We start from the raw sequence: 24,594 nt of genomic DNA on the forward strand, positions 1-24,594 counted from the left end.
AGGTCTACACAAAGTGACTTCATAGGTAACAATGTGTAGACCTATAGGCGGACATAAAGACTCTCAACCAATCAAAACTCAACGATATTTTTTGCGAACAACGCTTCACGACGGCTATTGGCTGCTACAAAGCGCTTAAACCGCAATTAAAAGAACGCAGAATAATCGTGCAGCTGATGCAAATAGCGTGATGCCGCATCATCGCCACTGGGGCAAGTCTGATTTGCTTGCTCGTACGTTTGCTGGCAGCCATACTCACGCTAGCGATAAATAGCGGTTAACGCGTTCGCAGACAACGCCTCATCGCTGTGTCATGATCCCTGCCTCAAATACTCTCCCCGTGTTCGATGCGGTAGCCAAGATCGATGTGGCTCGGCCAGGTGTCGGCGCCGCGGAGTCGGGCGATAAGCTCGGTGGCGGCGACGCGGCCGATTTCTTCTCGGGGGGTAATCACTGTCGCCAATTTGGGGAGCATGGCTTGGCTGATGTCGTGGCCGTGAAAACCGGCAATCGCAATGTGTTCCGGCACCTTGAACCCGCGTCGTTGGCACTCATATAAAGCGCCAATCGCCAAGTCATCGTTGGTGCAAACAATGCCATCCACCTCGGGATGTAATTCAAGCAGCTGACCGAGTAACTTGGCCCCTAAGGTAAATGATGAGGCGTCTTCAGTCTGCAGGCTGATCGGCGTTTGCTGGGTTTGAGCAATCGCTTGATGATAGCCCTCAAGCTTTAGGCGCGTGCGTTCATCCATACGGGCGGCAAAATACGCGATGCATTGGCGGCCTTTTTCAATCAGGGCCTTAGTCATATCGCGCGAGGCTTTAGTGTTGTCAAAACCGACCGCTTGCTCGAGGCGTGGAGATACGCTATCCATTATTTCAATCACCGGAATCGAGGCGGTTTGCAGCATTTTACGCGCTCTATCGGTATGCACATTTTCGGACAAAATGATCGCATCGACGTTATACGAGAGCAAAGACTCAATGCTCTGCTCTTCGAGCGCGGCGCTGTAGCTGTAGTGGGCAATCATGGTTTGATAGCCCTCTGGTGAGGTGACGGATTCAATCCCGCGGATCACTTCGGCAAAGACTTGGTTGGTCAGGGAAGGCACCAGTACGCCAATTGCATGGGATTTTGCATTGGAGAGAATATCGGGGGCACGATTGGGAATGTAACCCAGTTCCTCTACCGCCAATTGGATTTTTTCACGGGCGGCGTCCGAGACCATCGCCGGGTCGCGTAAACAGCGGCTTACTGTCATTTTGGTGACGCCGACTCGATCGGCAATGTCTTGTAATGTCGGTCGCTTTTTCTTATTCGCCATCTGGGTCTTTCGTTGATGCAGTCTTGTTTTGGCTCCATCATACCCACTCTTTGGCCCTTTTTGTTGTTACGTGTAACAAAAAGGCGCGCCCATCACAGCGCGCGTTGGCTTATCGTGTTTGTTGTCGCTTTGGCTGGTCACTCCAAGTCAAATGGTACTGGCGTGATCCATCATCATCGACACGTGCATAACCATGGGCGCCAAAATAGTCGCGCTGAGCCTGAAGCAAGTTAGCGGGTAACACCTCGCTATGAAGAGCATCAAAATAGCTCAATGACGCCGCCATCGCGGGAATAGGCACCGCCGCTTGCGCGGCACTGGCAACGGTCGCACGCCAGCCGGAAGCTTGGCGACTCACCGCCTCGGCAAAGGGCGCGACAAGAAGCAAGTTAGCGACATCTGGCGTCTGTTGATACGCGCTGGCAATCTCGCTTAAACATTGCGCGCGGATAATGCACCCTGCGCGCCAAATCTTGGCAATTTGCGCAAAATCCAGTGTCCAGCCTTGTTGCTGCGCGGTGGAGTTGATCAGATCAAACCCTTGGGCATACACCGATAGTTTGGCGCAATACAGGGCGTCGTGTAGGTTTTCAAGCTGCGTATCAATATCATCATACGCAACAGCCGCTGAGTTGGTACGAGTTTTCGCTGCCGCCACTCGCACCGCTTTTAAGCCACTTTGGGCGCGTGCAAACACCGCCTGGGCAATGGTCGGGGCCGCGACACCAGTTTGCAGCGCATTCACTGCCGTCCACATGCCTGTTCCCTTTTGGCCAGCTTTATCCAGCACCACCTCGACGAACGGCTTACCTGTGATAGGGTCTGGGGTTTGTAAGATCTCGGCGCTGATTGCCATCAAGTAGCTATTGAGCGGCCCTTGGTTCCAACGAGCAAAACATTGGCCAATTTCTACCGCCGACAGTCCTAGTGCTTGCGACATAAAATGATACGCTTCCGCAATTAACTGCATGTCCGCATATTCAATGCCGTTATGTACCATCTTGACATAATGACCCACACCCGCACCGCCCAAGTAAGCGGCACACGGCTCCCCCAGCTCAAACTGGCCCACAGGCTGACCGGCGTGATCCACTTTTGCCGCAATCGCCAACCACATGGGTTTAACCTGCGCCCACGCTGACGCATCGCCACTGGCCATCAGCGAGGGGCCGGTACGCGCGCCCACTTCCCCACCGGAGATGGCGGTGTTAAAAAAGCGCAACTGCCCTTGGTAGTCGCGGGCGCGCCGCTCACTATCTGTCCACAGGCTGTTGCCGGTATCGATAACAATATCGTCAGGTGCAAGACCCGCCGCCAACAACTCATCGATCACCCGATCAACAACCTCGCCGGCGGGCACCGACAAGGCGATAACACGCGGCGTTTGCAAACTGGCCAGCAGCTGAGATAGCGAATCGACCACCGTTAGCTGGCCTTTTCCCGACGCCTGATTCAGGGGTAACGCGGCCTCGCGCGCCGCTTGCCGGTGATGCGGGTTAATATCAAAGCCTGCGACATTAAAGCCATGATCGACAAGGTTTAAAGCCAGGCTTTTCCCCATCACACCTAATCCAACCAGACTTATCTGTGATGGCATCATGACTCCATCTCCTTTATTTGTTGCAACGCGTGCGCGACCACGGTGTCGACGGGGTAAGAGATATCGACAAACAAAGCCTCTTCAGCACTGGGCTCGACCAAGGCGTCAAATTGGCTACGCAGCATGGCTTCACCATGAAAATAGTGGTTAGCCCGATTTTGTAGCCGTGACCAAATCGTGGCGTAATCCCCTTGCAGGTAGACAATCACTAACTCTGGGTTGTTTTGTCGCAGAACGTCACGGTACTCCGGTTTTAATGCTGAGCAGGCAATCACCGCCGCTTCGTTGTCGGTGTACAGACGGTTCAAGGTGCGCAACCAGCCACTACGGTCAGCATCAGTCAGTGGGATCCCTTGCCGCATTTTTTCTACATTGTCAGCGGGATGATAATCGTCACCGTCATAAAAAGGCAGGTCGAGTGCACGGGCAATTTCACTGCCAATCAGGCTTTTGCCGCACCCTGAAACCCCCATGATTAATAGTTTTTTTACTTTCATTACACACCACAACCCTTAGCCAGGCCACAAGCCAGCGATAACATCTTGATAACTCGATATTGCTGTTTTAATACCATGATCATTGCCACCACATTGCCAACTCAGGGAAGATAATCACCAATGACAGCACGAACACTTGCAGGGCGATAAAAGGCAGGAGTGAGGTAAAAATCTCACCAAGACTAATGTCTTTCGGGGCGACCGATTTAAGGTAGAAGGCAGCGGGTCCAAATGGTGGCGAAAGGAACGACACCTGCATGTTGAGGCAGAACACCACCCCGAACCAAATGGGGTCAAAACCAAGCCCGGTGATGATGGGCACAAAAATCGGCATGGTTAACAGCGCCACCCCGACCCAGTCTAGAAACATCCCTAAGACGAGTAAGATCACCATCATGATAAGCAAGGTACCTATCGCACTGCCGCCACTTAGGCTCAGGATCACTTGTTCAACAAAATCAATCCCGCCCATCAGGTTGTAGATTCCCACCAGGGCGCTGGCACCAATGCCAATCCACATGATCATCCCGCAAGTGCGCATAGTGGCAATCGCGCTCTCTTTGAGCATCGAAAGGTTCATCTCACCACGGACAATCGCAGACAGCATGATCCCCACCACACCAAGCGCCGAGGCTTCAGTGACCGAGGCCACCCCGGTGTAAATACTGCCAAGCACCACCGCTACCGAGAAAAGCGGGAAAAACAGCGCCTTAAAGTAGCTCACTTGCGGCTCCTCTTCTTCGCCGCTGTCGCTTGGGATCGGTGCCAGAGATGGGTTTAACTTACAGCGAACCAACACATAAGCGATGTAACAGGCGGCAAGAATAAAGGCGGGGAGAAAGGATGCCTTGAACAAATCGCCAATCGATACACTGGCGGTCATGCCGTAAATAATCAGTACGATACTGGGCGGCAGCATGGTCCCGAGCGCGCCCCCGGCACAGGTGGTCCCGATCGCCAGTTTGCGATCATAACCAAGGCGGAGCATTTGCGGTAACGCCAAGATCCCCAATAACACGGTTTCACCGCCAATCACGCCAGACATAGAAGCCAGCAACACCGCGACTAAAATGGTTTGTACCGCGACCCCGCCTCTCACCTTGCGCCCTAGGGACTTCATGGCATCGAAAAGATCTTTGGCAATGCCTGAACGGTCAAGCAGTGCTGCCATCAACACGAACATCGGCACGGCTAAAAAGACGTAACCAGAGGCAAAACTGTAGGTACGGCTGGCAATTAATGGCATCGCCTCGGGGCCAAACCAAAAGAGGGTAAAAAAGATCGCCACAAACCCAGACACAAACGCCAATTGCATCCCAGTGAGCAGCAGTCCAATCAGCATCACCAGCATGAGCAGGCTTCCCCATGCCAGTCCAATCGAAGATAAATCAAACATCGTCTTTGTTCCTCAGTCCCATCAGTTCTTGGATGAGATGCAATACAAACTGGATCACGAGAATACACAGCGCGATAAAAATCAGCCCTTTAAGCAGCGCCGGATAGGGCGCATTAAGCACAGACCCCGAGGTCTCAAGCCGTAATTCGCCCCAAGGTGCAAACCAAGCTTCCTTGGCAAGTGAGTAGGATGAATAAGCCAGCATACTGGCAAACGCGAGCCCCACGAGGTGATGAACTAGGTTGAGGTATTTGCGCGTTTGTGACGACACCGCGTCGTAAACCAGGACGACACGCACATGGCGATTGGCCGCGAAGGCATAAATCCCACCGATAATGAACAAAGAGCCGCCGATAAATGAGGCCGTTTCATGCACCCAGGTGGTGGGCGAATCAAACAGGTAGCGCATCACCACTTCATAAAAAGAGATAAAGACGGTGGCGATAAACAACCAACTTAATAGGTGGCTCACCTTAATGATCGCTCTATCGAGTACGTTTCTTGGGTGCTCGTCGGGCTCGGGCGGGGTATGAGGTGTTTGTTCAGTCATAAAATAGGTCCACAATCAGGAGGGCGATGCCCTCCTATCACTGACAAGACAAGGATGAATGCTTACAACAAGCCATTGGTTTCTAAGAACTCGGTCACTGAGTCATACACTTTTTGCGCATTCGGTGAGCGCTCGGCAAACACTTTCCATTGGGTTTTGGCAATTTCACGAAACTTCTTGCGCTCTTCGTCAGACCAATCGTGGATAGTGATCTCTGGGTTGGCTTTGGCCTCTTTCACGGCTGCCATATCTGCCATTTTCAGTTGGGTGGTCATGTCGTAAGAAAAGTCACGAACAGAGGTTTTCAAAATGGTCTGCAAGTCTTCCGGCATCTTGTCCCATTTTTTCTGCGCAATAGAGATATCAATCAGTGGCAGCGAGTGGAAGCCTGGTTGCACTGGGTGCGGTGCAATATCATTCATGCCCGCTTTTTGGTTGGTGGAAAACACGGTGTAATCGGCCGCATCAATCACCCCTTTACTCAGACCGGTAAAGACTTCCGAGCCCGGCAAGTTAACCGGTGTGGCGCCAGCGGCGGCAAACACTTGCTGCACCAAGCCTTCCGGGGCACGCAGTTTGAGCCCTTTCAGATCAGCCACGCCATCAATCGGTTTTTTGGAAATAAACGACTCAACGCCTGTGGTCGATGCGCCTACAAACTGCACGCCGTACGGAGCGTAAAGCTCAGTCATCAGCTCATTCCCGCCACCGTAATTCATGTATTGCAGCAGCTGGGTGGTATCGGACCAGGCACCGACCATATTACCAATCAAGCCAAAGGCCGGATCTTTGCCCGAAAAGTAGCCCGTGGCGGTGACATGGCCGTCCAGGACCCCCATTTTTATCGCCCCAAGAGTCTCGGTGTGTTTCACCACAGAGCCGACAGGCAATAAATCGATATTGATTTGGCCATCAGACATGGTCTCAACACGATCCGCCCAGCGCTGCTGAACCTTAAAGTTGAGATCACCAGAGGGATCAGAGGATTGGATTTTCAGATTAAAATCCGCCGCCATCGCTGACACAGAGAACAAGCCAGAGATAGAGGCAGCGAGCAGGGTTTTCGTTATTGCTTTCATAGTAGGATGTCCTTGTTTTATTTCCACTTATTCCAAAGTCCTGGAATGCGATTGGTCGAAACACTGGATGTAATAGTTATGTTACCAACGTTCTACGTCGTAAAGTTACCGGTAACACTGATGCATGAACAGAGATCGCACTCACAGTTATTGATTAATCTGTCACAAGGATAAAGCAAAGAGGAAGAAGTGTGAGGCACACCACATTGGCGGTTGTCGTGCTAGCGTCCTCGGTAAAAAGCGTAAGCATGAACCGATGCCCACCCTGAAACAGGGTGGGAAACGGTGCTAGCGGGTGGTTTCAGGCTTTTTTTCGCCCACCGACTCGTGCTGAATATCCGCGTCAGCGGCCGGCTGCTCAGCGCGGCGTTTGTGTTTGCGATATTTGGGATGGGTGATTGGGATCGCGGAGAGTAGCTTTTGGGTGTACTCATGCTGCGGCTGATGGTAGACGGTTTCGGTCAGACCCTCTTCCACCACATGACCAAAGTACATCACTGCCACCTTATCGGAGATATGGCGAACCACCGATAAGTCGTGGGAGATAAAAATCATCGCCAAGTTCATCTGTTGCTGTAACTTCAGCAACAGATTAAGAATTTGTGCCTGCACCGACACATCCAAGGCGGAGACAGATTCGTCACAAATAAGCAGTTTCGGTTTAAGGGCAATCGCTCGCGCAATACCAATCCGCTGGCGCTGGCCGCCCGAGAACTCATGCGGATAGCGGTTAACCGCATCGTGGGGCAAGCCGACTTTATCTAATAGCTCAAGTACCCATTGGCGACGCTCTTTCGCGGTGCCAATATTGTGAATAATAAAGGGCTCTTCTAAGATCCCACCAATGGTATGGCGCTGGTTGAGCGACTCGAGCGGGTCTTGAAAGACAATCTGCATGTCTTTACGCAGTGGCCGCATCTGACGTGGCGATAAATGCGTGATGTCTTTACCTTCAAAGAAAATTTTCCCTTCGGTCGGCTCAAACAGCTTAAGCATGGTACGGCCAAGGGTGCTTTTGCCACACCCCGACTCGCCCACTAGCCCGAGCGTTTCGCCTTGGGATACCGAGAGCGATACGCCATCGACGGCTTTAATGGTGTAGCCTTGACGAAGCAGGCCCTTGCCCGAGACAAAATACTGCTTCAGATTTTCTACTCTGAGGACTTCCTTGCTCATCGCGTTCTCCTGCAACTACGTGGATGATGGCGCGGCATCAAACTCTTCCAGCGGCCGAATATCAATCATCTGTTTGGGCTGATGGTGACGCCCCGGCATTAATCCCAACAACCGCTTGGTATACGGATGGGCTGGATGATCAAACAAGGTAAAGATATCAGCGCGTTCGCGAATTTGGCCGTCGTACATCACCGCCACATCGTCACACACCTCTGCGACCACCCCCAGATCGTGAGTGATAAAAATCACCGCCATGCCGGTTTCTTCTTGCAGCTCGTTGATCAAGTCCAAAATCGAGGCCTGCACCGTCACATCTAGGGCGGTGGTTGGCTCATCACAAATCAAGATGTCAGGCTTACAGGCCAGTGCCATCGCGATCATTACCCGCTGACGCATCCCGCCGGATAGGTTATGCGGATACTCGTTCAGTCGCTTTTCTGGCATCGGGATTTTCACCTTAGCCAGCATATCGAGCGCACACGCCGCACGTGCTTTTTTGTCGAGCTCTGGGCGGTGTAGCGTCAAGACTTCATTGATTTGCCGACCAATGGTGTGCACAGGGTTCAGCGCCGTCATTGGGTCTTGAAAGATAATCGAGATCCGATTACCGCGCATTGCATAGCGCTCTTTGGCGGGCAAGGTCACCAAGTCTGTCCCGCGATACAGAATCTCGCCGCCGGTCACCTGTCCGTAAGGCTTAGGGAGCAAGCCCATGATCGACATTGCCGTGACACTTTTGCCACTGCCCGACTCGCCCACCAAGCCGAGCGTGCGCCCGGCTTTTACTTCAAAGCTCACCCCGTGAAGTACCTCACGGGGGCCATCGTCAGTGGTAAAATTAACGGTCAAATCCTTAACCGAAAGAATGACATCCTGGGTCATAAGCGCCTCTACAGCTTGTATCTGTCATCAATGATGGTCACCGGCTCAAAGGCTTTATCATCGTCCATGGCCTCTTCGGTGGCGTCTTTCATCTCTTCATCGATCCAGAAGGTGCCAAAGCCCATCACGCGGCCGCTGGTCACCATCTTCTCGGTGCGCTTGGTCATTGCGTTATCTGGGATTTGCACATAACGCCAAAAACCTTGACGCACATAGGGCACCATGTACCCGGGCACAATCACACTAGCTTCTGAGATCTTAGCGCGGATCTGGTGCGACAGCTGGTATTTCTTCGCCATGTCGAATTCGGTCTTGTACGCCATGATCAACTTATCCAGCGCCGGGGAGCTATAATTGGTGTGGTTGTTGGTTTGCTTTTTATTGGCGTTATCCGAGTGGAAGTACTCCCAATAGGCCGGGATTTCTGAGGTGCCCATATTAAGAAACGCTAGCTGATGCTTTTTCTCCAGCACGTATTTAAACGCCGATGAGCCATCAACCAGATGAATGGTAAAGTCCAACCCCGCTTGCTTCGCTTGCTCTTTCAAATAGGCAATACGCGGCGTGTGATGCTGATACCCATAAGTAATCGCAAAGCTTAAACGCTCGCCTTTGTCGTTAACACGAATGCCATCAGGGCCCACTTGGTCAAAGCCGGCTTTTTCGAAATAGCTGATCGCTTTTTCAGGGTCAAACGGTGGTGGCGTCGCACCATCGTTATCGTACTCACCATGACCATGCCCCATTGCATGGGGCTTGCGTGAGTAGTCACCACGGGTAATGTTTTCAATCATGCCATCAAAGTCCGTGGCATAGATGATGCCTTTGCGCACATTGATGTCATCCAGCAGCGGCATGGCGGTATTCATCCATAACCCCCCCGCGCCAACCGGTAATTCGTTGTGGCCCCAGAATTTGGTGATATAGCCTTTTTTATAAGGTTCAGATTGGGTTTTGTCGTGCCACACATCCGGTAATAGCAAGTCGAACACATCCAAGTTGCCTTTTTCAAAGTGCTTCATGGCGATGTCGTTATCTCGGATCACCCGCAGACGAATTTTGTCGACGTTATAGCGGTGCTGATAATAGGGGTTGGTGTAGCCCCACCAGTCATCCACGTGCTCAAAGGTAACGCTGCGGCCTTTTTGCACCCGCGCTAACTCGTACGGGCCCACGGTGGGGGTCGGTTTGAAGTTGTAGCGGCGTACAAAGTCGTCGGCAATGCCATCGTGGTTTTCATCTTTGCGCGGATTGGCGTAAAAGTGCGCGGGACGTGGGACCAAGCTACCCAGGGTATACATCAGATCTTCGTCACTTTTCTCTATCGCGGTCGAGATCGTAATGGTGTGTTGGTCAATTTTCTCTACCCCACCAATGGTGTTGGTGTAGTAGTCGTTGTACCAAGGGGCAACAATGTCTTTCGAGCGGTAGAACTGCATCATAAAGACAAAATCATCAGCGGTGACGGGCTCGCCATCCGACCAGGTCGCCTCTGGGTTCAGTTTAAAGTAGATGGTTTTATGGTCGTCGCCATAGGCCCACTCGTTGGCCAAATCCGGGATCCATTCCAAGGTGTCTGGGTGGCGCTTTACCAATGAAGGCATTTCATCGAGAAAATAACTGCGCAGGCCTGAGTTGGAGTCTGGGCCAACCGTGCGCAGCGTCTGGGGAAAGGAGCTTAAGTGTGAGCGCAAAACGCCGCCACGTTTGGCGTCGGGAGAGCCGATTTTAGGCGCATCCCAGTTGGTTTGCCAATTGAGGTTTTCAGGCAAATCCGCCGCCCAGCCAGTCAGGCTAAACATTGAGATTGAGGTCGCAAGGATCAGTTTTTTCATCGTGATTTCCTTATCGTGATTCAAACATTGCACATTGTGTTTAACGTTAGTCGTAACGGGTGAATTTTTTCGGGTCGAAAGCAGCGCGCACCGCTTCACCAATGAAAGTCACCATCACCAATACCACCACCAGTGAGGTCACCACGGACGCAACAATCCATGGCGCGTCCAAATTTGATTTGCCTTGCTGCAACAGCTCGCCCCAACTTGGCGTCGGCGGCATCAGTCCTAGGCCGAGATAATCCAGCGCCGTTAGCGCGGTAATATTGAGTGCGATGGTAAAGGGCGCCAAAGTCACAATCATCACCATGGTATTGGGCAAAATATGACGGAATAAGATCCGGCTGGTCGAGGCACCGAGTGCACGCGCGGCCATCACATAATCACGCGCTGACTCTTTATAGGTCATGGTGCGCATATACCAAGTAATCGCCATCCAGCCAAACAACACGTTAATCCCCACAAACAGAGCAAAAGTGGGCTGGAGAATCGAGACCAAAATCATGATCACGTACAAAAAAGGCACCATCGACCAGATTTCGATAAAGCGTTGGAAGAAAAGGTCAAACTTGCCGCCCCAAAAGCCCATCGCACAGCCGACAGCCGTGCCAATCGCATAGGAAGCGGCCATGGTGAGCAACGCAAAGCCCATGGCGATACGAAAGCCATACACCAAGCGAGCGAGGATGTCGCGACCAATCTCATCGGTGCCAAGGTAATGCTGATGCTCAGCGCTCGGCATGGTCGGTGGGAAGTCACCGCTGAAATCTTGCTCAAGCGGGTTCCACGGCACTAGGGGCATCACCACATAATTGTCACCGCCTTGTGCCTCAAAGGCTTTGGCAAGTTGACGATAGTTGGCTTCGCTGGTGCCCACTTGACCAAAGTCGCTCGCCAAGTACACATCACTCAGTACCGGGAAATAATATTCACCGTCGTATTTGACCATTAACGCTTTACTGTTGATAAAAAGCTCGGCAAACAGCGATAACACCAACATGGTGGTCAAGATGATAAACGACCAGTAACCGCGTTTAATTTGCTTAAAGCTGCGGATTTTCTTTTGAGTCAAAGGGCTAAACGTCAACATATCAAGATCCAAACTTCACGCGAGGGTCAACCAAGGCAACACAGATATCGGAGATAATATTGCCGGCCAGCAGTAATAGCGCATTGATGGCGACAATGCCCATCACCACCGGATAATCGCGCTCCATAATCGACTCATAGCCAAGTAAGCCAATGCCATTGATGTTGAAAATCACTTCAATCAAAAACGCACCAGTCATAAAGAACAACAAGGAGTTGCCAAAATGGCTGGCAATCGGAATTAAGCTGTTGCGCAGCGCGTGTTTGCGCACCGCCGAGCGGAACGGTAACCCTTTGGCGATAGCCGTACGGATATAGTCCGCCGACAAGTTTTCCATCAGGTTGTTTTTCATCGTCATGGTCAGGGTGGCAAAATCGCCAATCAGATAACAAATCAGCGGCAGTACCGCATGCCACATCACATCTTTGGCGCGTTCCCAAAAACTGGTGGCATCGTAGTAAGCGTCCCCCACAAAGCCCCCCATCGGAAACCATTCGAGGTGATAGCTAAATAAGGTGATCAGCAATACCCCGACCACATAGCCGGGTAAGGCAAAACCAATAAATATCAGCACAGAGGAGGACGAATCAAACACCGAGCCGTGTTTGAGGGCTTTGTAATAACCAAGCGGAAGAGAAATGAAATAACTGATGAAGAAGGTCATCCCGCCATAAAACAAAGAGACGGGCAGACGCTCGGCAATCATGTCGGTGACCGGCTCGTAGTAGCGGGTCGACTCGCCCAAGTCCAAATTGGCCAGTTTGCCGAGCCAATCCACGTAGGCCTCGAGCACGGGTTTATCGAGGCCGTAAAATGCCTTGAGTTCGGCAATCTGATCGTCTGATAACGCTGAGCTATCGCCAGCACGCTGCAAGCTCGAGCCACCATCGGCTTGAGCCTGCATTTGCGTCATCATCCGTTCAACCGGCCCACCTGGTACTAGGCGGGTTATACCGAAAATCAAAATGGTAATGCCGAGAAACGTCGGGATCACCAACAGTAACCGGCGTAAAAAGTACGACAGCATAGTCCACTACTCCCTGTCCACTGTCTGATATTTTTGCAGAGCACTGCGCCTGCCGTTGCGTTCTCTTGGCCATCCTAAGCACTGAAAGCAACAATACGTATTACACACTTATATAAAGTGGTCTATATTTATCTTGAATTTTGGTCACGATCAACGATAACACGCTGTCAAAAGTCATTTTTTGCGACAAAACAATGACGTTATTCCGGCACTAATTACTGTGTTGTGCTAGCTTGCTTATCGCTAAAAGCAATAAATATTTCAATCAATAGTTAAAAAGGTTTGGTTTAAAATGCAATAAAAATGACATTTCACCGAAACCTTGTATCTTCTTGTGATTGCACGCACCGAAAACCCACCACAGTGCCTGCCTTGATAAACAGACAACCATCCTCCCGCTCCATCCTCAATCTCATATTCATTCATCAGGATCAGTGCAACAGTGATAGTGACTTGTTTCACTATAAACCAGAACTACCAGCATGAATCACTAACCCCAATGATTGTGTGCAGTCGCCCCCTGAACGTCCATCGCATCGCTAGGGTCAGGCTCACTGACACTGAATACCCGCATTTATTAGGGGTTGGTAATTTTTAGCAATCCTCTACAATTGGTCGAGTGATGCCGAGCCTCTTCCTGCTCGGCTTTTTTCACCCTATTAATGTAAAGAGTGCCTGATGGAGTCTGCTTCTCGCGCAAAACGCTTGTTCTCGACCACCCTACCCATGCTGTTTGGCGTACTGTCACTGATGAGTTTTCAACTTGTCGATAGTGCCTTCATTGGTCAGTTGGGCGTGCTCCCCCTCGCGGCACAAGGCTTCACCTTGCCCATTCAGATGATCATTATCGGCATTCAAGTCGGACTCGGGATTGCGACCACGGCGGTGATCTCGCGCGCGCTCGGGGCCGATCAGTGTCGCTATGCCAAACAACTAGGCGGTTTAATTTTATTTATCGGCACCACAGGCGTGGCATTGTTTGCCGGCTTGCTCTATGCCTTACGCCACCCGATCTTGATGTTGCTCGATGCGCCAGACAAGGTATTTCCGGTGATTGATAGCTACTGGCAAATTTGGTTGATCAGTGCCTGGACAGGCGCGGTGCTTTACTTCTTTTACAGCCTAGCACGTGCTAATGGCAACACCATGTTGCCGGGCTCCATGATGGTGGTCACCAGCTTATTAAACCTTGCGCTCGACCCGGTGTTTATCTTTTGGCTCGATTGGGGCATTAATGGCGCGGCCGTGGCAACCTTGATTGCGTTTGGCGCTGGCATTGCCATTGTCGCGCCTCGCGTGTTCGGCAAAGGCTGGGTTTCGTTTGACTGGCAGGACTTAGACATCAAACAAAGTGTGGGTTCGATTGGCCACATTATGGGACCGGCGATGATCAGCCAGCTGCTGCCGCCGGTGTCATCTATGCTGGCCACCAAGCTGCTCGCCAGCTTTGGCTCAGCGGCAGTGGCCGCCTGGGCATTGGGTTCACGCTTTGAGTTCTTTGCCATTGTCTCGGTGCTGGCATTAACCATGTCGATGCCCCCCATGGTGGGTCGTTTGCTGGGTAAAGGCGATCTGACCGAAGTGCGCCATTTGGTTAAGTTAGCGTGTCAGTTTATTCTCGGCTTTCAATTGCTGATTGCCGTGGTGACCTGGCTTGCTGCCGCTCCCTTGGCGGACTTGATGACCAGCGATCGACAAGTCACCGATATCTTGTACACCCACCTCACGCTAGTGCCGTTTAGTCTTGGCGCTCTGGGGGTGTGTATGTTGATGGTGTCCATTACCAATGCATTAGGTCGCTCATACACCGCCCTAACCATTTCTGCGCTCCGCCTATTTGCGTTTTTCCTGCCCTGCCTCTGGTTAGGCGCACAAATCGGCGAGCTATTTGGCCTGTTTGCCGGTGCCTTAATCGGCAACCTACTCGCAGGCGCCGTGGCTTATGCCATGTACCGACGTACGCTGGCCAAACTGATGGCGAGCGAATAGAGAGCCAAAACGTCAACCTTGGGGCATCGGCTCAGTTCGCACACAGACACGCCGTCAATCCTTCCCTGGAGGCTCCGCCGCGCCATCCATGGCGCGGAGGGTCTGCTTAGCGAACTAAGCCGATCATCAAACCCTCCAGCGTTCGCCCCCAACTAAAAAGCCCACCAAATATAAGGCGGGCTCAAAGGATAAAAACGGTTAACGCGCGGGGTTAATAACCCAGTTGCGTTAAGGTCGCTTCAATGTCTTTACCGTCACTGTCGGTTAAGGCTTTAACCGCCACGTTAGGACGGTTGGTAAAGAAGCCATCCACGCCACGCTCACGGTAACGAATCAAATCTTCGCGATCGTCCAAGGTGTACATGTGCATCAATAAGCCTTTTTCATGGCTCATGTCCACCATCCAGGTCTTCGCCAGGTCCATATAGCTAAATTGGCTTGACCAGGCATCATCGAAGTTGGCTTGCGTGCCCGACGGGCCTACACCGATGGCACCGTGCTCCTTGGCATAATCCAACCACTCTGCGTAGTCGGCTTTCGAGGCCACTTCTTGGCGCGCATAGTACTGAGCGTAGGACTCATCATCCGCTTTCGGCGCGCTGTCTTTGGTCGGAATGTAGCCATCGCCTGCCCATAGCAGCAAGATTTTTGGCACGTTTGGCATCACATCTTGCAATGCTTCAAGGCTCGATTTATTAAAAGTCTGCAGGATCACTTTGCCTTTGGCGTCGTCATCTAACCAACCATGCTCGGTCAAGTCTTGCTTCAAATCCTGCTCAATCCCTGGGAAAAACTCCGGCACCTTGGTTTCGATATAAAGTCCTGGCTGATGGGCACAGTCTTCAGCGATTTCACGTACCTGATCCAGCGTCACTAGCTTCAAGCCGCGGAAGCTCTCACGCGCACGCTCTGGGTATGACTGATTAAACCAGCTGCCCGCATCCAGCTTTTCCAGCTCTGCCCAAGTAAAGGTATTGACCGGGTCGTCGGCACGCTCAGGATAAACTGTCTCAATATTAGTGTTGCGCTTAAGGTTGTCGTCATGCACCGCAATCAGTTTGCCGTCTTTAGTGCGTTGCAGATCAAGCTCGAGATAATCGGCCCCCACTTCACACGCAAGTTGGTAGGCCGGCAAGGTTGATTCTGGTGCATTGTAAGAATCACCACGGTGGGCAATCACGGCGTGATCAGCAATGCCAAGTTGTTCGCCAAGCGCACTGTCACTGGCTTGGGCAAAAGAAGGGTAAGATAAGGCACTGGCCACACTCAGGGCAGTGGCCGTCACGCTCAAGGTCGCTTTTAATGATGTGTTCAACGGAAACTCCTTAATGTCGTTGAAATTGGCGAGATAATTAAACGCTTGTTCAATTATCGAGACAGCATAGCAAAACCCTGATTTAAAGAGAAAAAATAAAAACGCCCACAACTACGTGGGCGTTAGTCGGGCTAGGAAGCTAGCGGCCAGAGTGACTCAACCGCCTGCAGGGGGCGTTGGTCGGGATTGGATAAATAGTGGGGGCGCGGTGACAACCCACTAAAGGGCGTCACCGGTTTATTCTCCACACTGTTATAGACAAACATTAAAATTGAGCGTGGGTCGTTGGCGATATTATCGGGTGAACCATGCATCAAGTTACAATCATGGAACACCAAGGTACCGGCTTGTCCCGTTACCGAGGCAATGCCATTGTCTTCTAACAATGCCTCCATGGTCTCTGGCTTGGGCACACCCAGCATTTGTTTTTTCAGCGATTGCTGATAGTTTTTTTCGCCGGTGTTGCCTTCACAAGACGCATAGTGATGGTGTGAGCCGGGGATCACATACAAAGGCCCATTGTGCTCGGTGTTGTCGGTTAGCATCAGCCATACGGTCACGGCTCGCATCCGTGGCATTCCATCCTCAACGTGCCAAGTCTCGAAGTCAGAATGCCAAGGAAACGACTTGCCTTTAAACGCAGGCTTAATATTGACGCGCGATTGCATCAAATATGCGTCCGAGCCCAAAATTTGCCGCACTTTATTGAGAATGCGCGGATCGCGTGAGAAGCGATCAATCAAATCACTGTAGGCAAAAGGTTTAAAAATGGTGCGCAGATCGTCACTATCCGGCTCGGTATATAGCTCTTCATAGCCGGCCATATCATCGCGTAAACGGGTGATTTCACGTTTAAGCGGTGCCACCATTTCCGGCATGTAATTATCCATCACCAGAAAGCCTTGATGCGCAAACGCATCCAGATCACCTTGGCTCAAGCTATGCGGTACCTCTGGTTGCACACTACCGTACACAACAGGGTCTAGACGTGGGGAAAGCGTTTCTTGTCCATTGACGCGTGAGGGATACAAATCGGGAGTACCTTCCATTATTGACACCTCCTTCATGTCGTTCGTTTTTTTGGTGATATCTTCTCTCTTTTTGGGGCCCAAACGGGCATTGAGTGGAATACAGCTTCACATCGGGGCGACTCGATAGAAATCAACCCCGAAGCGAGTTTCGGGAGCAGCCTAACAGGTTAGCAATCGAGAGTGAACCTTTGTCATCCATGCTCGCGGACAAAAGATATCCTCTTCTTTTTAAAGTGAAAAACGAATAGGGACAGTAACCGTTATTGTCGAGCCCGGCAAGGCATCTGGCGGCGTCGGCAACGGGGACGCACGCTGTACCAGCGCCTTAGCTTCTTCGTCCAAACTCTCAAAGCGGCTCGAGGTTTGGAGTTTGACCGATTGCACCTCGCCTTGGCGATTGACGGTAAAGGTTACCCGAGGCGAGCCTTGCTGTTTGAGTCTCCGAGCAAATCGAGGATAGCGCTTATAGTAAGCCAAGTGCGCGTGAACCCGTCGCTGCCAATTCAACTTCGCAACCTTTCCCTTTACGGTTAGCTGTCCTTGCGCTGGGCCTGTCACTTTTTCACTGTGTGTTGGCGCATCAACATGTTTCGGCGCGCTCGCCTCTTGCGCGACCGACGATGCACGTGACGTTTTGGGGCTTTCCTTTGGTTTGGGGCGAGGCTCAGTCGTTTGCACCTTGTGTGTCTCAACCGTTTTTTTCGTCTCTATCGCTTTAGGCTGCTCCTCGGCAGGACGTGGGACAGACTGCGGCTGTTTTTGCACTTGCGCGTTTTTCTCATCTTGAACCACAGGCGTCGCGTTTGGCGTCGACATCACTTTTTCCGGCACCGTCTCAGATGCATGAGCAGGCTGACTGGCGCGTTGCAGTTTGCCCTCTTTCACATCGTGCTGTTCCACCTTTGGGGCTGACACCTCTGGTGCGATGACAGAAATGGCAATCGGCATCGCGGCGGGAGGCGGTGCGAGCGTGCGCGCCGGTGTCCAAAAGTACGCGATCGCCACCCCAAGGTGGAGACTGACGCTCACTGCCGCCCCCACTAACCAGCCTTTTCGCGCGCGGTCTAACTCAAAGCCTTGCGGCAACCCAGCCAATACCGTCATGAGGAACGCGATGCTGACTGCGCAATGCCCACCAGACCGACTTGCTGATAACCCGCTTGACTAAGCGTATTAATGACTTCCAACAGTGACTGATAAGGCAAGGTTTTATCGGCCCGCAAATATAAACGGGTTTGTTTGTTCGCCACCCATTGAGGCAACTTCTGACTGGCTTCCTCAAGGGAGAACGCAGGATGCTCATCAACTTGCAGCATTTGTCCAGAGCCTACAGACAAATATACAGGCTGACTGGGCGATGCATTCGGCTTCGCCGAAGAGGTGGGTAAATCCACCGGCACGCTGACGGTTGCAAGCGGGGCCGCAACCATAAAAATGATCAGTAACACCAACATCACATCGATAAATGGTGTCACATTAATCTCATGGTTTTCTTGTAGTTCATGGTCTGACGAGGAAAATTGAAAGCTCATCTCTCTACCCTGCCTGTCGCCACGCAAGTTCAGTTTGCGCATTGCGCTCACTGTCGAGATCGCGGCTCACCAGTACCAAAATAGCCACCGCTAAATCCCCCATTTGAGCACGATACGCAGCCAATGCACGGGTAAAATAGTTGTACACAATCACAGCTGGGATAGCCGCGACCAAGCCAAGAGCGGTTGCCAGCAGGGCTTCAGCAATCCCGGGCGCCACCACGGCTAAATTAGTCGTTTGCGTATGCGCAATGCCAATAAACGCATTCATGATCCCCCACACAGTACCAAACAGTCCCACAAAGGGAGCGACGGACCCGACCGATGCCAGCACTCCTGTGCCGCGATTCATCATGCTAGCCTGAGCCACCTGTACCCGCTCCAACCGTGCTTGTACCCGCTCTTTAACGCCTTGACTGACTGCATCTACTTGTTCGGATAGGGCAAGCTCGGTTTGCGCCGCACTAAGAAACGCCAGCCCAGTGCCCTGATGACATGATGCCGCCGCTTTGGCCGCCGCAAAGCTTTCAGCGTGAGCGCAAAGTGACACCAGTGGCGCTAAGCGGCGACGTGCACGACCGAGTTGCCACTGCTTAGTGACGAGTACAGCCCATGTCACGCCGGAAGCCGCCAGCAATATCAGCATGACCGCTTTAACGATAGGATCCGCAGCCTGATACATACCGAGCGGAGACAGTGCATCAACGGACAAATGGGTGGCCTGCGAGCCTGAAGCGGTCACCACTGACCCGCTCTCCGCAGGTGCCGTGGATTCACTCGCCTGCACATGCACCGTGATGACCGAGAGCCACAGCCCCAGTCCTATCCAATATCGCTTCATTTTGAGTCCTTATTATCCATGCGTAATACGCCATATCGGTTATCTACCCGCTATACCGAACGAATAACGAAAACCCGTAAAAATTTTTAAAATTGTTTTTCAAACTGGACTTGGATGCGCGTGTAATCATGGCTATAGAGCCAATCAACATTGCTTCGTGTTTGATGATACTGGCCTGTGATCACCGGAGAAAAACCCGCCACAGTTAGCGTAGGCAGGCGCAAACTCAATACCAGCGTATGTTGAATATCATGCCGCTTATCCCCCAACATGGCGTTGTATTCTTGATAGTTACGATCTTGATAGGCATAACTAAACAGGCCATCGAGTTCGGGCGTCGGCTGAAAACTCACTCCGACTCGTCCTCCTAGGCTGTGCCAGTCAAAGACAGTATCCTCACTTTGGCTATCCGTGTAGTTTGCACCGATAAAAGCTAACCAGTTGGGATGAAGCTGAGAGAACCATGTTGCAGACAAATAGGTTTCCTGCCCCGACAGCGCCTTCAGCTGTGCGCCTTGATAACGGATATCTTTGCTGACAACCGTTCCCTTAAACGTCGATGCAGGAGTAAGGATACGTAAGTAGTCAAGGTTGACGCCAAAGCTATGGGAGATCCAAGAGCCTCCTTGCCAAGTGCCTTCCAATAAGGGGCCTATTGAGAGTTGATTCGCCGCATTTTGATACCGATACCCAATCAGCCACTGGGTGTCCCACTGGTTATAGGCATCGTTTTTATCGTAATCCGCACCATATGCCATACCACGGATAAAGCCATGATGATGACCAGATACAGCCCATGTTTTTGCTGCCGAGAGCGTGGCTCCCCAGCCATAACTGGCAATCGCGTCCGGCGTTTTTCGTACGTAAGCACACCCTGTAGCCACCGATAGCAAACAGGTTTCACTGTGAGACGTTTTATTGATATTGGTGTGATACTCAGGCCCAATCGCCAACGAGCCTTGCCATGACTGACGCAAAGACAGTGCTTGTAAATAGGCCGAGACGGTTCGCTGAACACCAGCTGCGTGAGGCATACCAGCAATGCTTGTCGCGATAGCCTCAAAGTACTGTTTAGCCTCCCGGCTTTGATAATCTTCAAATAACACGCGCGCTAATGATAACTGCGCCAGTAAAAAATCAGGCTTAAGCTTAAGTAGAGCTTGATAGAAATGCACGGCTTGGGCGAGGTTTCCTGCCTGTCGGGCTAAGCCCCCCTTGGCATAAAGGATTAACATCGCATCGTGGCCGGGTAATGTTTGATAGTAAGGCAGTCCTTCAGCCACCCTATCCCAAGCGTGTTGCTGTATCGCTTGGTAGAGCGCTCTTCCCAATGCATTCACATCCAATGTTTCCAAAGGAACATGCCATGATGGTGTGCTGGGCAGTGCTAAATCGGCCTCTGCCAGCGCTTTGTCTTCCGATTGTTTTTGTTGTTGTCTCTGACGCTGTTCAATACGAAGGTCTGTTTCGGATTGGCTACTGAATACCAATGTGGGCGTGATCATCAAGCTAATAACGCCGACGAGTAAATAAAACCGCATGCAACACCCGCAAATAAAAAGCAGAGGCACATCGCCTCTGCATCATAAAAAATAAACGCTATTTTTTGGTGCCACCAAAGGCGGTATTTAGATCGCGGTCGGCAAAGGTTGCAATCCCAGCAAGGGCTGCGGCGTCTGTACCAAAGAAATGGCCTTGTGTAGCACCTTTAACCCCTTGACCTCCATGTAAAGCAACCGCTTTACCCTCAAACGCCGCAGTTTTCGCATCAATACCTGCATCAATGCTTAGTTTCATCGCAGCATTGCTGATGGTGCCACGAACAGTTTTAGCGGAAAAGTCTGCGTTAAACTCACCAGTCAACGCATTATTGCCAGTAAAGCGGTTCAAGCCAGTCACTGCATAAGATGCCGTGCCCGACGTGGGCAGACTCGTTTGGGTGTTATCGCCCGCATAATACACACTGCGATCTTGACCATTACCGGCAAAGTCTTGCGACCATTCACCAAACCACACGTCGCCCGCACCGGCCTGCGCAAAGTTAAACACTCCCGCATCCCCGGCATGTGATGTGCCATTGGTGTAAATGTCGCCTTGCTTTTGGGTACTGCTGGCACGGGTCAACCCTTCAAAGTCCACTTTGAATTTCGAGGAGATACGGTTGTCATTACCAATCCCCGCCTTACCCATTGTATGGGGGCCAAAAGGCACATTGGATGTGCCGACTTCAATGTTGGCGTCATCGCTTTGTGTGCCAACAATATCAGCCAAAGCAGATGTGGTAGTTAAAATGGCACTTAGTGCTATCACGACGGTTTTGTAAGGCATAATGTGACTCCTAGGTAAATGATTTCAACGTCCAGCAAATTATTTGCTTCATCCTCTTTACCGTTTAGTTCAGGCAAACCCGTAACCGCGTCGTTAAAATTTTGCTTTTAGCATCAATTTAATAGTGCGCCCTGGCGCCGGTACACTGGAACGCACCAGTGGGTCAATGTGGTAGACATCGGTTAAATTGGTCCCTACGACTTCAAGCGCGATGTGGCGTGATAGCTGATAATTGGCAAATGCATCAAACGTTAAGGTATCGTCGCGCTGGACCACCTCATCTGACTTGGCTTTAGCAAGGTACGCGCCTTTGATCCCAGCTTCTAACTGACGATTGAAAAAGCGATGGCCCAGTTGCAGTGACGTCGACCACGCTGGGGGGACTTGCGATTCTAAATATCCACCAGGAAAACCGCCAAACAGACAATTGCGGTAATATTCTGGCTCGTCGGGGCGATAACGTGTGACGACGGAGCTCTCATCACAGACTTTATTGGTGAGCATGTAAGCGCCATTTAAATCGGCAAACCAATCACCATCATCGTAGTTCGCTTGCAGCTCCAATCCTGCCAGCGTCTGCGAATCAATATTGCTAAAGCGCAGCATGTCATCTCGCTCGATCACGTTTTCAGTGAGGTGGTGAAAGTAAGCCAGTTTCAGATCACCGTGAGTAAAATGATGAATGTAGCCTAACTCGTGATTCACGGTTGCTTCGGGTTTGAGGCTGGTATACGCATTATTTAACGCGGAAAAGCTAAGTGTGCTTTCAAAGAGGCTTGGAAAGCGCAACATTTGGCTGTAGCGATAGTAAATACGGTCTTGCGGCGTGGGAGAAAATGCCACGGAGGCAAACGGTGACCAACCCTGCCCGTGATCGTGTGTTTTGGGACGCATGTTCACTTTGGTATTCAATTGATTGGTCGCACGACACGTCCCTTCAATGTAGTTGTCTGGTAATAGTCCATTAGCGGGGTCACAGGGGTTTTGCGCACGGCTATATTTACCGTTTCCATCATGTAACCAAGCTTGTGTGCGCTCTTCAATTTGACCTTCTTCGCGCAGCTTGGCTTCTTCTTCAGCAAGATCAGCCAATATCTGGCTCTCAGGGAACCCAAAATCCTCCAGCATTCTACGATAACTGTCCAGTATCGCCTGAATTTCAGCCTCACTCAGGAACACTCGCACTTTATAGCTGGCTTCAAGCCCCGGTGAGACAGCCTGCTGCATGAACAGGGTATCGCCCCCTTCGGCTTGGCGCGCTGCAAGGAAGTCATCTTTAACATCAAAGCCTTGAAACTTCACACCAGCGTTAAGCGTCCATTGGGTATGTGGCTGCCAAGTGGCTTGTAAGCTGGCATCAAATTCTTGATAGGTCCCTTCTTGTGGAAAGTGCACCCAACCATCGGCTTTGTTCGCATCATAAGTATCATCAGAACGTTGCTCTCGGTATTGGTATCGTCCTGCGGCAGTCATAGATAAGGTGTCACTGAACGCCATGGTATTGCTGATATTCAGGCCAATACGGCTATCTTTTGCATTGGACGCAGCAGTATTGCGCAACAGGGTGCTGTAGCCCGGTAACAGGTCATGGTTATTGGCATAGTTAGGAAACCCACCTCGGGTATTGGTATCACTGACGGTGTAGGTGGTCCATAACTTGGCCGTTAAATCAATCCAAGGGTCCTTTGGCGACCAATGATAATCAAGGTTATAAGCTTGCGCTCGTACTTGGCTAAGTGGCCATTGCGCCATTTTATTGCCATCGACTAAGTCGCCAGAGCGGCTCGCCATGATTTCACCATACTCGGCATCGGTGTAGCGCGCACCAAGGCTCAATTGCTGCGCGCCCTCGAAAAGGAATGTACTTTTCAGCAACACAGATTCGGTTTCGCTGGACGTATTGGGAATTTCCGCGCCCGGCAGATGGCGCAGCGCCAAGGTCTCTGGATCGATCTTGGTCATATAGGCTTCTTTCGAATCGCCGCTTTTATAAAAACCACTATCATGTTTGCCCCCATAATAATTGCCTTTATAGCGATAAGCGTAAGCAGCTAACCATTCCATGCTTTCGCCCCGTTTCGCCAGCGCAAGACGGTAAGCGTAGTCATCCCCCGAGAAAGGATTGTTGTTCTTGTTGTGGCTCATCGGCTGCCAAAGCGAAGGATCGGCGTAAGGGTATTGCGGCGTGGACGGAAACCCGTCGACTTCTCGATAGTCTTGCCCTGTGTATAAGGTCCCTAACGTGGGCGCAACCGCATTGTTGCTACCTTCAATCAAGAACTCACCGCCAAAGTCTTTTCCCGGCAGCAAAATATCTTGCGCAGAGAGGGTATTGACGACCACCGCGCCGCCTGTGGATGTTTTGACATTCGCCACAGTATTGGGGCCTTTGATGACCTGCACACCACCAATTAAGTTGGGATCAATATAGCTGCGATTCGAGACACCGCGATAGCCACGCCAGACAGTCAGCCCTTGCTCTGTACCATCAATGAGAACAGGCACACGACCCGGCCCTTGGACACCACGAATATTTGGGTCAATGCCTCCGCCGTTGCGCGCATCGCCACTGTACACATTGGGCATACCTTTAAAGAGATCAGCCGCATCTTTACCTTTATATCGCTCAACCTCTTTTTTGCCCGCGTACACCGTTGACCGGTTGTCATCGTAAACAGCATATTTACCCGCTTCATCGCGACTAATCTCCCCTTCCGAAAACGACACATCTAGGGTATCGAGCGTCAGCGACTCTGTGCTGTCGGTAATTTGATAGCTGCCATCGGCTTGTCGGTGTGCCGTCAACCCCGTACTGGTCAGCAGGGTGTTGAGGCCTTGCTCTGGAGTAAACTGTCCGTCGAGCCCCGCACTGTAAAAACCTTCGGACAAACGCGCATCCAGATGAAATTCGATACCCGATGCCAGCGCAAAGGCTTTTAATACCGCATCAAGCTCTCCGGCGGGAATCTGGTAGGTATTTACCGTGTCTGTTTGGGCATAAACGGGGGAATAAAAAGGCACGCCCAAGGTTAACGATAGACACAATATCGATGACTGCAGTTTCACAATACGGCTCCACTTAAGTGAATGAACTAACCG

Annotated in this window: 20 protein-coding genes; 1 reads left to right on the top strand and 19 read right to left on the bottom strand. The window is 51.5% G+C overall.

Annotated elements, in window-relative coordinates; translation table 11 throughout:
* Positions 1 to 325 precede the first annotated feature (325 nt).
* From gntR to EHW58_RS08630, 11 genes are all read right to left on the bottom strand, one after another.
* The gene (gene gntR, locus EHW58_RS08580; RefSeq protein ID WP_152795920.1) at positions 326 to 1,327 is read right to left on the bottom strand and encodes a gluconate operon transcriptional repressor GntR; all 1,002 of its coding nucleotides are present in this window, start codon (positions 1,325 to 1,327) and stop codon (positions 326 to 328) included.
* 109 nt (positions 1,328 to 1,436) lie between these two features.
* Complete coding sequence (gene gndA, locus EHW58_RS08585; protein WP_152795922.1) at positions 1,437 to 2,927, bottom strand: NADP-dependent phosphogluconate dehydrogenase; 1,491 nt, start codon at positions 2,925 to 2,927, stop codon at positions 1,437 to 1,439.
* The gene (locus tag EHW58_RS08590) at positions 2,924 to 3,424 is read right to left on the bottom strand and encodes a gluconokinase (protein ID WP_152795924.1); all 501 of its coding nucleotides are present in this window, start codon (positions 3,422 to 3,424) and stop codon (positions 2,924 to 2,926) included. The genes gndA and EHW58_RS08590 overlap by 4 nt, the downstream gene beginning before the upstream one ends.
* 79 nt (positions 3,425 to 3,503) lie before the next feature.
* Complete coding sequence (locus tag EHW58_RS08595) at positions 3,504 to 4,820, bottom strand: TRAP transporter large permease subunit (RefSeq protein WP_152795926.1); 1,317 nt, start codon at positions 4,818 to 4,820, stop codon at positions 3,504 to 3,506.
* Entirely contained in the window at positions 4,813 to 5,370 is a 558-nt protein-coding gene (locus EHW58_RS08600) for a TRAP transporter small permease subunit (RefSeq protein ID WP_077606753.1), read from the bottom strand. The genes EHW58_RS08595 and EHW58_RS08600 overlap by 8 nt, the downstream gene beginning before the upstream one ends.
* 62 nt (positions 5,371 to 5,432) lie before the next feature.
* A complete protein-coding gene (locus EHW58_RS08605; protein ID WP_152795928.1) occupies positions 5,433 to 6,449 on the bottom strand; it encodes a TRAP transporter substrate-binding protein in 1,017 nt (338 codons plus the stop codon).
* A gap of 288 nt (positions 6,450 to 6,737) precedes the next feature.
* Positions 6,738 to 7,625, bottom strand: a complete 888-nt coding sequence (locus tag EHW58_RS08610; RefSeq protein ID WP_152795930.1) for an ABC transporter ATP-binding protein — start codon at positions 7,623 to 7,625, stop codon at positions 6,738 to 6,740.
* Positions 7,626 to 7,640: 15 nt separating this feature from the next.
* A complete protein-coding gene (locus tag EHW58_RS08615) occupies positions 7,641 to 8,507 on the bottom strand; it encodes an ABC transporter ATP-binding protein (protein ID WP_077606755.1) in 867 nt (288 codons plus the stop codon).
* Between the two features lie 8 nt (positions 8,508 to 8,515).
* Complete coding sequence (locus EHW58_RS08620) at positions 8,516 to 10,342, bottom strand: extracellular solute-binding protein (RefSeq protein ID WP_152795932.1); 1,827 nt, start codon at positions 10,340 to 10,342, stop codon at positions 8,516 to 8,518.
* A gap of 46 nt (positions 10,343 to 10,388) precedes the next feature.
* Entirely contained in the window at positions 10,389 to 11,432 is a 1,044-nt protein-coding gene (locus EHW58_RS08625) for an ABC transporter permease (protein WP_152795934.1), read from the bottom strand.
* A gap of 1 nt (position 11,433) precedes the next feature.
* On the bottom strand, positions 11,434 to 12,459 hold the full coding sequence (locus tag EHW58_RS08630; protein WP_046074667.1) for an ABC transporter permease subunit: 1,026 nt from the start codon (positions 12,457 to 12,459) through the stop codon (positions 11,434 to 11,436).
* Between the two features lie 678 nt (positions 12,460 to 13,137).
* On the opposite strand from EHW58_RS08630, the gene EHW58_RS08635 reads away from it, so the two are divergent.
* Positions 13,138 to 14,448, top strand: a complete 1,311-nt coding sequence (locus EHW58_RS08635) for an MATE family efflux transporter (RefSeq protein WP_152795936.1) — start codon at positions 13,138 to 13,140, stop codon at positions 14,446 to 14,448.
* A 211-nt stretch (positions 14,449 to 14,659) separates the two neighbouring features.
* Here the strand turns inward: EHW58_RS08635 and EHW58_RS08640 are convergent, their stop codons facing one another.
* The 8 genes from EHW58_RS08640 to EHW58_RS08675 all read right to left on the bottom strand — a co-directional run bounded on the left by EHW58_RS08640 (position 14,660) and on the right by EHW58_RS08675 (position 24,561).
* Entirely contained in the window at positions 14,660 to 15,763 is a 1,104-nt protein-coding gene (locus EHW58_RS08640) for a glycerophosphodiester phosphodiesterase (protein ID WP_216644451.1), read from the bottom strand.
* Between the two features lie 131 nt (positions 15,764 to 15,894).
* Complete coding sequence (locus tag EHW58_RS08645) at positions 15,895 to 16,812, bottom strand: phytanoyl-CoA dioxygenase family protein (protein WP_152795938.1); 918 nt, start codon at positions 16,810 to 16,812, stop codon at positions 15,895 to 15,897.
* A gap of 210 nt (positions 16,813 to 17,022) precedes the next feature.
* Positions 17,023 to 17,898 carry an energy transducer TonB gene (locus EHW58_RS08650; protein WP_152795940.1) on the bottom strand — a complete coding sequence of 292 codons (876 nt, stop codon included), beginning with the start codon at positions 17,896 to 17,898 and terminating at the stop codon, positions 17,023 to 17,025.
* Positions 17,895 to 18,326 (bottom strand): biopolymer transporter ExbD, encoded by a 432-nt coding sequence (locus tag EHW58_RS08655; protein ID WP_069361951.1) that lies wholly within the window; start codon positions 18,324 to 18,326, stop codon positions 17,895 to 17,897. The genes EHW58_RS08650 and EHW58_RS08655 overlap by 4 nt, the downstream gene beginning before the upstream one ends.
* Before the next feature lie 4 nt (positions 18,327 to 18,330).
* Entirely contained in the window at positions 18,331 to 19,167 is an 837-nt protein-coding gene (gene exbB, locus EHW58_RS08660; RefSeq protein ID WP_152795943.1) for a tonB-system energizer ExbB, read from the bottom strand.
* Positions 19,168 to 19,253: 86 nt separating this feature from the next.
* Positions 19,254 to 20,708: a surface lipoprotein assembly modifier gene (locus EHW58_RS08665; RefSeq protein WP_152795945.1), complete on the bottom strand. Its 1,455-nt coding sequence runs from the start codon at positions 20,706 to 20,708 to the stop codon at positions 19,254 to 19,256.
* 58 nt (positions 20,709 to 20,766) lie between these two features.
* The gene (locus tag EHW58_RS08670; RefSeq protein WP_152795947.1) at positions 20,767 to 21,495 is read right to left on the bottom strand and encodes a Slam-dependent surface lipoprotein; all 729 of its coding nucleotides are present in this window, start codon (positions 21,493 to 21,495) and stop codon (positions 20,767 to 20,769) included.
* A 93-nt stretch (positions 21,496 to 21,588) separates the two neighbouring features.
* Complete coding sequence (locus EHW58_RS08675; RefSeq protein ID WP_152795949.1) at positions 21,589 to 24,561, bottom strand: TonB-dependent receptor; 2,973 nt, start codon at positions 24,559 to 24,561, stop codon at positions 21,589 to 21,591.
* Between the last annotated feature and the right edge of the window lie 33 nt (positions 24,562 to 24,594).

The organism is Salinivibrio sp. VYel1 (assembly GCF_009377945.1).
GTDB classification, from domain to species: Bacteria; Pseudomonadota; Gammaproteobacteria; order Enterobacterales; family Vibrionaceae; genus Salinivibrio; species Salinivibrio siamensis.

Excerpts from the sequence above, each read along its gene's own strand:
- gntR (WP_152795920.1), bottom strand. The coding sequence starts at position 1,327 with ATGGCGAATAAGAAAAAGCGACCGACATTACAAGACATTGCCGATCGA.
- gndA (WP_152795922.1), bottom strand. The coding sequence starts at position 2,927 with ATGATGCCATCACAGATAAGTCTGGTTGGATTAGGTGTGATGGGGAAA.
- EHW58_RS08590 (WP_152795924.1), bottom strand. The coding sequence starts at position 3,424 with ATGAAAGTAAAAAAACTATTAATCATGGGGGTTTCAGGGTGCGGCAAA.
- EHW58_RS08595 (WP_152795926.1), bottom strand. The coding sequence starts at position 4,820 with ATGTTTGATTTATCTTCGATTGGACTGGCATGGGGAAGCCTGCTCATG.
- EHW58_RS08600 (WP_077606753.1), bottom strand. The coding sequence starts at position 5,370 with ATGACTGAACAAACACCTCATACCCCGCCCGAGCCCGACGAGCACCCA.
- EHW58_RS08605 (WP_152795928.1), bottom strand. The coding sequence starts at position 6,449 with ATGAAAGCAATAACGAAAACCCTGCTCGCTGCCTCTATCTCTGGCTTG.
- EHW58_RS08610 (WP_152795930.1), bottom strand. The coding sequence starts at position 7,625 with ATGAGCAAGGAAGTCCTCAGAGTAGAAAATCTGAAGCAGTATTTTGTC.
- EHW58_RS08615 (WP_077606755.1), bottom strand. The coding sequence starts at position 8,507 with ATGACCCAGGATGTCATTCTTTCGGTTAAGGATTTGACCGTTAATTTT.
- EHW58_RS08620 (WP_152795932.1), bottom strand. The coding sequence starts at position 10,342 with ATGAAAAAACTGATCCTTGCGACCTCAATCTCAATGTTTAGCCTGACT.
- EHW58_RS08625 (WP_152795934.1), bottom strand. The coding sequence starts at position 11,432 with ATGTTGACGTTTAGCCCTTTGACTCAAAAGAAAATCCGCAGCTTTAAG.
- EHW58_RS08630 (WP_046074667.1), bottom strand. The coding sequence starts at position 12,459 with ATGCTGTCGTACTTTTTACGCCGGTTACTGTTGGTGATCCCGACGTTT.
- EHW58_RS08635 (WP_152795936.1), top strand. The coding sequence starts at position 13,138 with ATGGAGTCTGCTTCTCGCGCAAAACGCTTGTTCTCGACCACCCTACCC.
- EHW58_RS08645 (WP_152795938.1), bottom strand. The coding sequence starts at position 16,812 with ATGGAAGGTACTCCCGATTTGTATCCCTCACGCGTCAATGGACAAGAA.
- EHW58_RS08650 (WP_152795940.1), bottom strand. The coding sequence starts at position 17,898 with ATGACGGTATTGGCTGGGTTGCCGCAAGGCTTTGAGTTAGACCGCGCG.
- EHW58_RS08655 (WP_069361951.1), bottom strand. The coding sequence starts at position 18,326 with ATGAGCTTTCAATTTTCCTCGTCAGACCATGAACTACAAGAAAACCAT.
- exbB (WP_152795943.1), bottom strand. The coding sequence starts at position 19,167 with ATGAAGCGATATTGGATAGGACTGGGGCTGTGGCTCTCGGTCATCACG.
- EHW58_RS08665 (WP_152795945.1), bottom strand. The coding sequence starts at position 20,708 with ATGCGGTTTTATTTACTCGTCGGCGTTATTAGCTTGATGATCACGCCC.
- EHW58_RS08670 (WP_152795947.1), bottom strand. The coding sequence starts at position 21,495 with ATGCCTTACAAAACCGTCGTGATAGCACTAAGTGCCATTTTAACTACC.